A 13473-nucleotide genomic window follows, 5' to 3' on the forward strand; every position below is an offset into this window, starting at 1 on the left:
ACAATGGACCGACGACCACAACGGGATTTGTGCGCCTTGTATTGTTGGTAGTATTCGAGCGCAGTATGTCCAGCTGCTAGAAAATGATACACGTTATAGATGGTTTGACGAGCACGTCCTAAGTGTTTAGCAACTTGTACAACAGGTTGCTGGGTATTGAAATAAGATTCTATTAAAACTAGTTCGTCTGTAGTAAGATGAGTATAGGTCATTTGTCTTCACTCCTTATAATTCTTTGGACGGAACTATTTTGAGTGTAGCACAAATGACTTATTTAGTTGTCTAGCTTAATTTTACTATCGGCGACTATAAAAAAACAAACAAAGTTCTATAAGGTCGTAGAATTTAGGAGTAAATGCCTTGGAATGAATATTTTGCTGGGAGATCCTTTTCATTTTATTAACAAAACAGAAAAATTTGATCTTTGCATAGGTTTTTCTGAAAGTTATTGCTATAATAGTCTAGATAGATTTTTAAAATTGGAGGGAAAAAGAAATATGTTTCGTTTTTTTCCGCAGAAAGATAAGTATATACAGAAAGAATCTGAATATATATTTGATAAAAACGGCAGTATACCTAAACATGTGGCAATTATCATGGACGGTAATGGAAGATGGGCGCAAAACAGAAGACTTCCTCGCATAGCCGGACATAAAGAAGGGATGAATACAGTCAAAAAAATTACAAAGCATGCGAGTTATTTGGGAGTGAAAGTCCTGACCCTGTATGCATTTTCTACAGAGAACTGGAAAAGACCTTCTGAAGAAGTGAACTTCCTAATGCAGCTGCCAGTGGACTTTTTTGATACATTTGTACCTGAGCTGATTGAGGAGAATGTCCGAGTTGAAGTGATGGGCTATAAAGAATTTCTGCCTGCCCATACACAGGATGCAGTAAAGCGGGCAATTGAACAGACAAAAGATAATACAGGAATGGTGCTCAATTTTGCTTTAAACTATGGCTCACGGGCAGAAATAGTAACGGCGGTTCAGCAAATTGCCAAAGAGGCGGCAGATGGCAAAATCACTCCTCAGGATATTGATGAAACAGTAATTTCCAAGCATTTAATGACAAACATATTGGACAAAGATCTACGAGATCCGGAGCTGCTGATCCGAACAAGCGGAGAAGAACGTATCAGTAATTTCCTGTTATGGCAGATTGCATACAGTGAGTTCTTTTTTACCGATGCGCTTTGGCCTGACTTCAATGATTTTTTATTAGAATCTGCAATTGCTTCATTTCAGAATAGAAATCGCCGCTTTGGCGGTTTGACGCAGAATAAGGAGGAAAATAAATGAGACAACGGGTCATTACAGCTGTTGCGGCACTGGTATTGTTTATTCCAATTATTGTATATGGCGGTATTGCTATAGAGCTTACAGCTGCAGCTTTAGCAGTTGTTGGTGTCTATGAATTATTTAGAATGAAGGGTCTTGATCTGCTGAGCTTCGAGGGAATACTTTCAGCATTAGCTGCGATTGTATTGGTTTTACCGAAAGACCGCTGGTTCTTCTTTTTACCTGAAAAAACAGATAATTTTATTTTATTTTATTTAATGGTTATGATCTTATTGGGCGCACTGGTTGCTTCAAAAAATACATACAGTATTTCGCAGGCAGGTTTTCCGGTAATTGCCAGCTTGTATCTTGGTGTAGGATTTCAAAATTTTGTAGCTGCAAGAGAGACAGGTTTAGTGGTTTTACTTTATGCACTTTTCGTTGTTTGGGCAACAGACATAGGCGCATATATGGCAGGAAGAAAATTTGGGAATAGAAAACTTTTGCCTTCTGTTTCTCCGAATAAAACAATTGAGGGATCAATCGGCGGTATTTTGTCGGCAGTGGCAGTTGGCGGTGTTTATATCGCACTTGTTCCGGGGAAAGAAGCTTTTACCTACAGCTTGCCTGTCATGCTGGTACTAACAGTCATTTTTTCTATTGTCGGACAGTTTGGAGATCTTGTAGAATCATCAATTAAGAGACATTACGATGTGAAGGATTCCGGGAAAATACTTCCGGGACACGGCGGCATTTTGGATCGATTTGATAGTTTGTTGTTTGTTTTTCCTGTTATGCATCTATTTGGTTTGTTTTAAGAATAAGGGAAGGGAAGGTATAAAAACTCTGACCATTCAGAGTTTTTCTTTATTACCATGAAAAAAATTTCATTATTAGGAGCTACAGGTTCTATAGGAGCAAGTACAATTGAGGTAGTCAACGCTTATTCTGAGCGATTTCAAATTATTTCATTAACCTTTCATTCCAATATTGATAAAGGCCGTCAGCTGATTGAACAGCTGCAGCCTGTGTATGTAGGTGTCGGTACAGTTGAAATGAAAGAGCAGCTTGAAAAAGAATATCCTGCAGTACGTTTCGGTATCGGTGAAGCAGGAATGATTGAAGCAGCAGAACTTCCAGAAGTAGATGTTGTTCTAACCGCAGTCTCCGGAAGTATTGGTCTTCGCCCTACACTGGCTGCGATCGAAGCAGGAAAAGATATTGCCTTAGCAAATAAAGAAACACTGGTGATGGCTGGTGAATGGGTCATGGCAGCCGCAGTAAGAAAAGGCGTGTCTATCCTTCCTGTTGACAGTGAGCATTCAGCAATTTTTCAATGTCTGGAAGGAAATCAGCCCTGTAATAATGTAAAAGAAATTGTTATTACAGCATCAGGCGGAAGTTTTCGCGAATTATCCAGAGAAGAGTTAAAAGAAGTTACATTGGAACAGGCACTGAATCATCCTAATTGGGCAATGGGAGAAAAAATAACAATTGATTCTTCCACAATGGTGAACAAAGGGCTTGAGGTCATTGAAGCGCATTGGTTATTTAATATGACTTATGATAAAATAAAAGTTGTTTTACATAGAGAAAGTACAGTCCATTCAATGATTGTATTTCGGGACGGCGCTTATCTGGCTCAGCTCGGTCCGAGTGATATGAGAGAACCGATTCAGTATGCATTGACTTATCCGGAGCGGCTGCCGATGAAAAATGAAAAGCCATTTGATTTGGCAACAATGGGGGCATTACATTTTGCACCAATGGATTATGAACGCTTCCCCATGCTGAAATTGGCGTATAAAGTTGGAAAACTGGGCGGAGGCTATCCTACAGTGTATAATGCAGCGAATGAGGTGGCGGTGGCGGCTTTTATTTCAGGGAAGATTTCTTATCTTCAAATTGAAGTGTTCATTATCAAAGCGGTGGATAATCATATAGAACAACAGATAATAACTTTAGATGATGTAATCAAAATTGATAAAGAAACACGAAACAATGTAGAAAGATGGATAGAGGAAGAAGGAAATTTATGAAAACAATTATTACATTTATTCTTGTCTTTGGGATTCTTGTCATTGTGCACGAATTCGGACATTTCTTTTTTGCAAAGCGGGCAGGTATTTTAGTTCGTGAATTTGCAATTGGAATGGGACCCAAGATTTTTTCTCATCAGGGAAAAGACGGAACAACGTATACGTTGCGTATTTTACCTGTAGGCGGCTATGTTCGAATGGCTGGAGCTGAAGAAGATGATCTGGAGCTTAAACCCGGGATGATGCTCTCCCTGGTGGTTAATGAAGAGAACAAAGTTGTCAAAATCAATACCAGTAAAAAAGTTCAGCTGCCAAACAGTATTCCAATTGAATTGCTGGAGTACGATTTGGAAAAGGAGCTGTTTATCAAAGGGTATGAAAATGGTGATGAGTCGCAGGAAGTGGTTTACACTGTGGATCACGATGCAAACATCATTGAGCCGAACGGGGTGGAAATTCGAATCGCACCGGAAGATGTCCAGTTTCAGTCTGCAAAGCTAAGCCAAAGAATGCTGACTAATTTTGCCGGACCAATGAATAATTTCCTGTTGGCGATTGTACTTTTTACCATTTGGGTATTCATGAATGGCGGAGTGACTGTTACGGATACGAATCGTTTAGGTGAAGTACTTCCGGATGGTGTTGCTTCTGAGGCTGGTTTAAAAGAAAATGATGAGGTCCTGTTTATTGATGGAGAAAAAATAGCAGACTGGCAAAGCTTGATAACTATTGTTCAGGAAAATCCTGAAAAGCCTCTTGAATTTGAAGTAAAGAGAGGGAATGAAACTCAGACAATTATGGTAACTCCTGAGGAGGACAGCTCAGGGGCAGGGAAAATTGGTATTGCAGTTCCGAAGAAAGACAGCTTGGGAGATAAATTGTTGGGCGGACTGACTGAAACAATCAACAATTCAACAACGATTTTCCAAACACTGGGTTCAATGTTTACAAACTTTAACATTAATAAACTGGGTGGACCGGTTATGATGTTCCAGCTTTCCTCTGAAGCATCCAAATCTGGTGTTGATACAGTGATTTGGCTGATGGCAATGCTTTCAGTAAATCTCGGTATCGTAAATCTGTTGCCGATTCCTGCTTTAGATGGCGGTAAGCTTGTACTGAATATTTTTGAGGGTGTCAGAGGCAAACCGCTTAGTCAGGAAAAAGAGATGATTCTGACACTGATCGGTGTAGGTTTTATCATGCTGTTGATGATTTTAGTCACTTGGAATGATATTCAACGGTTCTTTTTCTAAAAAAAAAGAACAATTTACTGTGAATTGGATTTGTGGGGAAATTTGTTGGTTTCGCAAAAGAAAAGAGCTCTGGAACAGCCATTCTGGTGTCAGGCTCTTTAATATATAAGTTGAATAAATTTAGTAGTTAAGCGTAACAGGCTGCTGACTGATTGACAATGGATATTTCACTGAAAGTAGTTTTTTCGAGTTGAATCTATTAGAAAATAGTGCAGTGAGCGGTTTTGCTTGTCTGACAAAGGAGAGTTTTTAATGAAACAGTCAAAGATGTTAATTCCTACTTTACGTGAGGTGCCAAATGATGCGGAGGTTCTAAGCCATCAGATTTTATTGCGTGCTGGCTATATTCGTCAGGTTTCTGCCGGACTTTATTCGTATCTGCCGCTGGCAAATCGTGTGTTGGAAAAGCTGAAAAAGATTATGAGGGAAGAGTTTGAAAAAATTGATGCAGTGGAAATGCTGATGCCTGCACTGCTTCCGGCCGAGCTTTGGAAAGAGTCGGGAAGATATGAAACTTACGGACCTAATCTGTATCGGCTTAAAGATCGGAATGACAGGGACTATATTTTAGGTCCGACACATGAAGAAACATTTACTGAACTGATTAGAAATGAAGTAAATTCATATAAAAAATTACCTTTAAATTTATATCAGATACAGCCAAAATACCGTGATGAAAAAAGACCTCGTTTTGGTCTGCTTCGCGGAAGAGAATTTATTATGAAGGATGGCTACTCTTTCCATTCCAGTTATGATAGTCTTGATGAAACATACAAAGACTATGAAAAAGCATACTCTGCAATTTTTGAACGTTGCGGTCTGGATTTCCGTGCAATTATCGGAGACGGTGGTGCTATGGGAGGAAAAGATTCAAAAGAGTTTATGGCTATTTCAGATATTGGTGAAGATACAATTTGTTATTCTACAGAAGGTGATTATGCTGCAAACCTTGAAATGGCAACAAGTCTTTACACACCAAAAAAATCTCATGAGAGTCAGCAGGTTCTTGAAAAAGAGGCGACACCAAAGGTTGGAACTATTCAGGAAGTTGCAGAATTTTTTGATATTGAACCTCAAAAAATCATCAAATCACTTTTATTTATTGCTGATGGCGAGCCGGTCATGGTTCTGGTTCGGGGCGATCATGAAGTAAATGATGTAAAACTGAAAAACTTTCTGGGTGTGGATTTCATGGATGAAGCAACTGAGGAAGAGGTTGAAAAATATATTGGTGCAGCGTTCGGATCAATTGGTCCTGTTGGGCTGTCAGAGGAAGTCAAACTGTTTGCGGATCTGTGTATTCAGGACTTGGGCAATGCAGTAGCCGGCGCCAACGAAACTGGTTACCATTATAAAAATGTCAATCCTGAAAGAGATTTTAATCCAATTAAGTATATCGATTTACGGTTTGTTCAGGAAGGAGACCCTTCACCTGACGGAAACGGAGTACTGGCCTTTACCAAAGGAATTGAAATTGGTCATATCTTTAAGCTGGGGACTCGTTACAGCGAATCGATGAATGCTAATGTATTGGACGAAAACGGCAGAGAGATCCCAGTTATTATGGGCTGTTATGGAATTGGCGTCAGCCGTCTGCTTTCAGCGATTGTTGAACAAAATGCGAATGAAGAAGGAATCAACTGGCCGAAAGGAATTGCTCCATTTGATTTACATGTTGTTCAAATGAACATTAAAGATGAGTACCAGAGCAAGCTGGCTCAAGAAGTAGATGAAATGATGAATCAGGCCGGCTATGAAGTATTGCTTGATGATCGAAATGAACGTGCCGGAGTTAAGTTCGCTGATGCAGATTTAATTGGGTGTCCGATCAGAATTACAGTTGGTAAAAAAGCAGTAGACGGTGTAGTGGAAGTGAAAATTAAGAAAACCGGCGAGATGCTGGAAGTTCGTAAAGAAGAACTGGAAAACACATTGTCAATTTTATTGAATACCGATCAATGAAATAACTGAAGAATATAGACTTGAAGAGGTCGCAACAAAGCCGTTTATTCGGGTTTAAGGGTTCTGGACATATTAATGTCACAGAGCCTTTTCTTTTTTCTTAATTTGAAATTCAGTAAGTTCCACTACTTTTATTTAAAAAGTGATAAGAAAATAAAAGTTTTGGAAGGTCCCCCAGCAGCAATGATTCTAAATGGCAGAGCAGATACTTTAAGAGCTGAAGGAGAAGAACAGGTCTGTTATTTAAGTGATCTGGAGCTGATATGACACAAATCCAATTTCAGGGAATGATTCATGATTTTGTTGGGGTGAATTCAATAGACCAAAGTAATACAACCCGTGCAGGGATGGCTGTGTCGGCTCACTGGATTAACAAACAAAATAAATTATAAAAAAGCAGCTCTGCATAAAAAAATAGGAATTTTATGTAGAAAAGCCCCTAGACAGACTACATGCTCCTGCACCTTCTCCGAACAGCCGAAGTTTCAATAAGGAATGTATTTATACTCATTGACCAAACAGCTAAACCACCTATTAAACGATCTTGGATCAAGTGAAAGAATCTTCTATTTTCACTGGCAGCTGTCCATGCACTTTTGAATTTACCCCAAATTTTAGGAACTAATACAGAGAATCATTGAACGAACAGTATTTCGAAGCACATTCTATTTGTTTAGGAAACAGCTTCTGTAACTACTGATATAATAGGATTTTTAGTGAATAATGGGTAAATTCAAATCATGTACTTCGTTGTGTTTCAGGAGAAATAATAGTATACTTAAGAATGATCAGGACTGTACAGTACAGACAAAATTTAACCTATTATTTTATGAATCAAGTGTGCTTTTTTTGTTTTCAGACAGGACAGTCTGGAACAAAAAGGAAATTTGGTTCATTTCATTATTTAGAATGATAAAGGTCATTTGCTTTTAATTAAATAAAGGAATGGCAGTCAAGTAAGTTAGAGGAGGTTCATTTTTTGGAGCAGGAAAAAGAATTATTCATCAAGTTGTTGGATCAGATTCAACTGGAAGATTCAGAAAGAGAACACCCTATTCTTCAAGAGGGAAAAATAAAAAAAGTTGTTGTTCATCAAAAAAGCCGTGTATGGGAATTTCATTTGGAAATCCCTGAGATTTTGCCGGTTATGCTTTATCAGTCATTCATACAGCATATTGAACTGGCATTTCAACAGATTGCCGGTGTTTCAGTCAGCTTTCAGACATTAAACGGCGGAAGCTATTCAGAAGAGCAGCTGACTGATTATTGGCAGCTCGCTTTGTTAAATTATCAATGTGATTCTCCGCTTGTTCAACGTGTCGTAAAAAATCAAACACCTGTTATTCAAGATCAAAGAGTGATTTTACCTGTTGATAATGAAGCAGTGATATCTTATTTGAAACAGCAGTATTTACCAATCATTGAAAATTTATATACACAATACGGGTTTAAAAAATTTCATATTGAGCCTAAAATGGATCAGCAGCAGGCAGAACGTGTACTGAAGCTTTTTGAAGAGCGGAAACAGGAACAGGCTGAAGCGTTTCAGCAACAGGCAGCTGAGTCTCTTGTAAAACATGAGCAGCGTAAAAAAGAAAAGCAAAATGCTGTCGGAGCATTGGACGGACCGGTGAAGCTGGGAAGAAATATACCCAATGATGAAGTGATTATACCAATGGGAAATATTTTAGAGGAAGAACGCCGGGTCACGATTGAAGGTTATATCTTTGATAAAGAAATCCGAGAGCTTCGTTCAAAACGAAAAATTTTAATCCTGAAGATTACTGATTATACTTCGTCATTTATTGTAAAGAAATTCTCAAATGGTGAGAAAGATGAACAGATTTTCGAAGCAATAAGGAATAACAGCTGGATTCGCGTCAGGGGGAGTATCCAGGAAGATACTTTTATGCGTGATTTAGTTATGAATGCTCAGGACTTGATGGAAGTCAGCCACGAGGCCAGAAAAGATTATGCACCTGAAGGGGAAAAACGAGTTGAGCTGCATCTTCACAGCAACATGAGTACAATGGATGCTACCAATAATATTGGCGATCTGGTTGCTCAGGCAGGCAAGTGGGGGCATAAGGCAATTGCGATTACAGATCATGGAGGAGCTCAGTCTTTCCCGGATGCGCATAGTGCAGGGAAAAAGGCCGGAGTAAAAATTCTTTATGGTGTGGAAGCGAACATTGTTGATGATGGCGTTCCAATTGCCTATAACGAGGCACATATTGAGTTAACGGATGCCACCTATGTTGTGTTTGACGTGGAAACTACTGGTTTATCAGCTGTTTATGATACCATTATCGAGTTGGCAGCTGTCAAGATGCATAAAGGAAATATTATTGATACATTTGAACAATTCATTGATCCCGGACATCCCTTGTCACAAACAACCATTAATTTAACCGGGATTACGGATGAAATGGTTCGCGGTTCTAAATCGGAAGAAGAAGTACTCCGGTTATTTAAAGAATTTGCGGAAGGGACGATTCTTGTTGCCCACAACGCTTCATTTGATATGGGCTTCTTAAATACAAGCTACGGCAAATATGGTATTCCGGAAGCAGATAATCCCGTCATTGATACACTTGAACTGTCTCGTTATTTACATCCAACTTTTAAGAGTCACCGATTAAATACGCTGTCCAAAAAATTTGGTGTCAATCTTGAACAGCATCACCGGGCGATTTATGATTCAGAATCAACGGGACATCTTTGCTGGATTTTCTTGAAAGATGCAAAAGAAAATCATAATATGCACTATCACGATGAGCTGAACATGCACATTGGTGAGGGTGATTCTTATAAACGAGCGCGTCCTTTCCATGCAACAATTCTGGCTGCTACACAAGCTGGACTGAAAAATTTATTTAAATTAATTTCTATGTCAAATGTGAATTACTTTTTCCGTATTCCGAGAATTCCACGTTCTCAGCTGAATAAACTGAGAGAAGGGCTGATTATTGGGTCGGCATGCTCAAGCGGCGAAATTTTTGAAGCAATGATGCAAAAAGGGGTGGAAGAAGCAAAGAACCGGGCAAAATTTTACGACTACATCGAAGTAATGCCCAAGGCTGTCTATGCGCCTTTACTTGAACAAGAGCTGGTTAAAAGTGAAGCAGATTTGGAAGAAATTATCTCGAATCTTGTTAAAATCGGTGACGAGTTGAATATCCCTGTAGTAGCTACAGGAAATGTTCATTATCTGAATGAGGAAGACAGTGTCTATCGTAAAATTCTGATTGGCTCAATGGGAGGCGCAAACCCGTTAAATCGTCATAGTCTGCCGTTAGTTCATTTTAGAACTACGGATGAAATGCTAACAGCTTTCAACTTTCTTGGAGAAGACACCGCAAAAAAAATTGTTGTGGAGAATACCAACGCAATTGCTGATATGTGTGAAGAAATTACACCGGTTAAGGATGACTTATATACACCCAAAATTCCGGGCTCTGAGGATGAAATCAGGAATTTAAGTTATTCTAGAGCGAAAGAACTTTATGGAGACCCATTACCGGATATCGTGGAAAAACGTTTAAAAAAAGAACTGGACAGTATTATTGGGAACGGCTTCTCAGTAATCTATCTGATCTCTCAAAAACTGGTTCACAAGAGTATGGAGGATGGCTATCTTGTAGGATCACGGGGTTCAGTTGGGTCCAGCTTTGTGGCCACAATGACAGGGATTACAGAGGTTAATCCATTAGCACCTCATTATCATTGTCCAAATTGCAAGTACTCTGAATTTTTTGAAGACGGGTCCTATGGTTCCGGATATGATATGCCGGAAAAAAAATGTCCTGAATGCGGAGCCAGACTATTTAAAGATGGTCATGATATTCCATTTGAAACATTCCTTGGTTTCCATGGAGACAAGGTGCCCGATATTGACTTGAACTTTTCAGGAGATTATCAGGCAGAAGCCCATGGTTATACAAAAATTCTCTTTGGAGAAGAGTATGTTTACCGTGCAGGTACAATAGGTACGGTAGCAGATAAAACAGCCTATGGCTATGTGAAAGGTTATGAGCGGGATCACAATTTGAATTTTCGCGGAGCAGAAATTGATCGGCTGGCAAAAGGATCAACTGGAGTTAAACGGACAACCGGACAGCATCCAGGCGGGATTATTGTTATCCCGGATTATATGGATGTATATGATTTTACGCCGATTCAGTTTCCGGCTGATGATCAAAATGCAGAATGGAAAACCACTCACTTTGATTTCCATTCTATTCATGACAATGTATTAAAACTGGATATACTGGGACATGATGATCCGACTGTAATTAGAATGCTTCAGGATTTATCTGGAATTGATCCTAAAACAATTCCAACAGATGATCCGGAAGTGATGAGGATTTTTGAAGGGACGAATGTTTTAGGCGTTGAGCCGGATCAGATATTCTCGAAAACAGGTACTTTGGGAATTCCAGAGTTTGGAACTCGTTTTGTCCGTGGAATGCTGGAAGAGACACATCCATCAACATTTGCGGAGCTGTTGCAGATTTCCGGACTTTCTCACGGAACTGATGTATGGTTGGGAAATGCGGAAGAGCTGATTCGTAAGGGTGAAGCCACTCTGGCAGAGGTTATCGGCTGTCGGGACGATATCATGGTGTATTTGATTCATGCCGGCTTGGATGACGGTATGGCCTTTAAAATAATGGAAACAGTGCGTAAAGGGCAGTGGAATAAAATTCCGGATGACTTACGGGATACGTATCTAAAGGCGATGCGTGAAAACAATGTTCCTGAATGGTACATTGATTCCTGTTCAAAAATCAAATACATGTTCCCGAAAGCCCATGCAGCTGCTTATGTATTGATGGCCTTGCGGGTAGCCTATTTTAAGGTCTACTTCCCAATCTTGTATTATTGTGCCTATTTTTCAGTTCGTGCAGATGATTTTGATCTTGTGGCTATGTCACAGGGAAAGGATGCCGTTAAAGCACGAATGAAGGAAATTCAGGATAAAGGTCTGGAAGCTTCAACGAAAGAGAAAAATCTCCTAACGGTGCTGGAGCTTGCCAATGAGATGATTGAACGGGGCTATAATTTCAGTATGATAGATTTATACAAATCTGATGCAGAAAATTTTGTTATCGACGGGAACACGCTGATTGCGCCATTCCGCGCAGTACCAAGTTTGGGTATGAATGTGGCGAAGTCAATTGTCGAAGCAAGAGAAGAACCGTTTCTTTCTAAAGAAGACCTGGCGACCAGAGGAAAGGTATCTAAAACGCTGATTGAATATATGAATGAAAATGGTGTTCTAAAGGATTTACCTGATGAGAACCAGCTGTCTCTGTTTGATATGCTGTAAGAAAGGATTAATGAAAAACCGAAGATGCTGCGAGCTCGACTCAAAGCATCTTTGTTTTTTTTTAGAATTGATTTGATAAGAGAAGCAAGCAGGCAGCAAGGTGATAAGGGTGGAACTAAAAGGTGGTATACAGCAAAAATGAAATACCAGTTTATTCGTTCACGTTACTGATTTACTGCAACCAATCCGTTAAAATCAAATGATAATTAATTCCAAAGAATATGGAGCATACATTAGCATATTTTATCTAATAATGGTATATTTTTTCTGGCATGGGTTCATTTATTTCCTGTTATTATTTTAGAACTTAAATGGAAAACAAAAGAGTAAATGAAACTTTTTGTATGACATCTATTGAGGATATTGCTCATTAGGAAAGAAAGTGTTTTAATTCTCTTTAAAGCACATAAGAATAATTGGCTTAAACCTTTAATTTTTCCAATAACTAGCATATAATGATATAGGATTATTCATCGGAAATAACTTTTAGCGGTGATTCATGGTATAATGTGGGTTATGGGTTAGTACAGGAGGGGAAAAACATGGCAAAAGAGAAAACAAGATATAAAGCCGTGATAGCAAATCATACGTATACAATCATTGGGCAGGAAAGTAAAAAACATATGGATATGGTCACCAGAATCGTAAATGAACAACTTGCAGAAATTAAGCATATGTCTCCTCAAACCAACACTGAACAGGCCTCTGTCCTGTTGGCAGTGAATGCTGTTTCCGATCAATTGAAGAAACAGGAAGAGGTGCTTAAATTAAGACATGAAGTGGAAGAGCTGAAACGCCGTACGATTAGAGTTACGGAGCTTGAAAATAGAATTAAGCGCATTGAAGCCATTGAAGCAGAGGCAAAGGGAGTTCTGAAGAAAAATGGCAAGGAGGATGTTGAAATTCATAATCATATGGAAGCTCAGCAGATTCTTAATGAAAACCGTAAACAGCAGATTCAGAACAAAGGAACTCAAGAAAATCAGGAAAATTAATCTTGAAAGGATGGCAGGATGTTAACATTACTGATACTTTTCATTTTAGCAGTCGGCTTTTATACTGGAGCTAAGCGAGGATTTGTTTTACAAATATTATATAGTGTGGGCTATTCTATCTCGTATTTGGTAGCGAAGAGCAATTATAAAGAACTGGCTTCACATCTTGAACTGTATATCCCGTATCCTTCGGCATCGGAAGAAACAAAGCTGGTATTATTTAATCAGGAAATTGTGTTTGAGCTGGATAAGGCATTTTATGGAGCAATTGCCTTTTTGATCATTCTATTTATTGGCTGGCTGATCGTTCGTTTTATTGCAATTTTTGCTCATGGACTGACGTTTTTGCCCATACTAAAACAGGCAGATTGGATAGCCGGCGGAATTTTGAGCACGGTTGTACTGTATATAGGCTTATTTCTAATTTTAAATGCCCTGGCGATGATTCCCATGGATATCATACAGAATCAGTTTGAAAACAGTGGGCTGGCAAGATTTATGGTAAATGACACACCGATATTTTCCAAGCAGATTTATGATCTCTGGGTAAAACAAATGATCGGTTAACACAAGCTGGAATTTTAATGAGAGGTTGAGACAATGTCCGTT

The 13473-nt window shown here is 39.0% G+C and carries 9 protein-coding genes and 1 pseudogene; 9 read left to right on the forward strand and 1 reads right to left on the reverse strand.

Annotated elements, in window-relative coordinates; all coding sequences use genetic code 11:
- A pseudogene (locus LI954_RS12755) lies at positions 1-212 on the reverse strand (IS30 family transposase); the annotation flags it as partial.
- 285 nt (positions 213-497) lie between these two features.
- Between LI954_RS12755 and LI954_RS12760 the strand changes: the two are divergent.
- From LI954_RS12760 to LI954_RS12795, 9 genes are all read left to right on the forward strand, one after another.
- Positions 498-1301: an isoprenyl transferase gene (locus tag LI954_RS12760; protein WP_229440925.1), complete on the forward strand. Its 804-nt coding sequence runs from the start codon at positions 498-500 to the stop codon at positions 1299-1301.
- The gene (locus LI954_RS12765) at positions 1298-2098 is read left to right on the forward strand and encodes a phosphatidate cytidylyltransferase (RefSeq protein ID WP_202065895.1); all 801 of its coding nucleotides are present in this window, start codon (positions 1298-1300) and stop codon (positions 2096-2098) included. Before LI954_RS12760 ends, LI954_RS12765 begins: the two co-directional genes overlap by 4 nt.
- A gap of 57 nt (positions 2099-2155) precedes the next feature.
- A complete protein-coding gene (locus LI954_RS12770; RefSeq protein WP_229444658.1) occupies positions 2156-3319 on the forward strand; it encodes a 1-deoxy-D-xylulose-5-phosphate reductoisomerase in 1164 nt (387 codons plus the stop codon).
- Positions 3316-4575: an RIP metalloprotease RseP gene (gene rseP, locus LI954_RS12775; protein ID WP_229444659.1), complete on the forward strand. Its 1260-nt coding sequence runs from the start codon at positions 3316-3318 to the stop codon at positions 4573-4575. Before LI954_RS12770 ends, rseP begins: the two co-directional genes overlap by 4 nt.
- A 252-nt stretch (positions 4576-4827) precedes the next feature.
- On the forward strand, positions 4828-6537 hold the full coding sequence (locus LI954_RS12780) for a proline--tRNA ligase (protein ID WP_229444660.1): 1710 nt from the start codon (positions 4828-4830) through the stop codon (positions 6535-6537).
- A 263-nt stretch (positions 6538-6800) separates the two neighbouring features.
- Positions 6801-6929 carry a hypothetical protein gene (locus LI954_RS16135; protein WP_267491498.1) on the forward strand — a complete coding sequence of 43 codons (129 nt, stop codon included), beginning with the start codon at positions 6801-6803 and terminating at the stop codon, positions 6927-6929.
- Positions 6930-7516: 587 nt separating this feature from the next.
- Positions 7517-11869 (forward strand): PolC-type DNA polymerase III, encoded by a 4353-nt coding sequence (locus LI954_RS12785; protein ID WP_229444661.1) that lies wholly within the window; start codon positions 7517-7519, stop codon positions 11867-11869.
- 542 nt (positions 11870-12411) lie between these two features.
- A complete protein-coding gene (gene zapA / locus LI954_RS12790) occupies positions 12412-12864 on the forward strand; it encodes a cell division protein ZapA (RefSeq protein ID WP_202065938.1) in 453 nt (150 codons plus the stop codon).
- Positions 12865-12882: 18 nt separating this feature from the next.
- Positions 12883-13431, forward strand: coding sequence for a CvpA family protein (locus LI954_RS12795; RefSeq protein ID WP_202065941.1), 549 nt, complete (start codon positions 12883-12885; stop codon positions 13429-13431).
- Positions 13432-13473 lie beyond the last annotated feature (42 nt).

The organism is Enterococcus sp. CWB-B31, assembly GCF_020567645.1.
In the GTDB taxonomy this organism is placed as follows: domain Bacteria; phylum Bacillota; class Bacilli; order Lactobacillales; family Enterococcaceae; genus Enterococcus_L.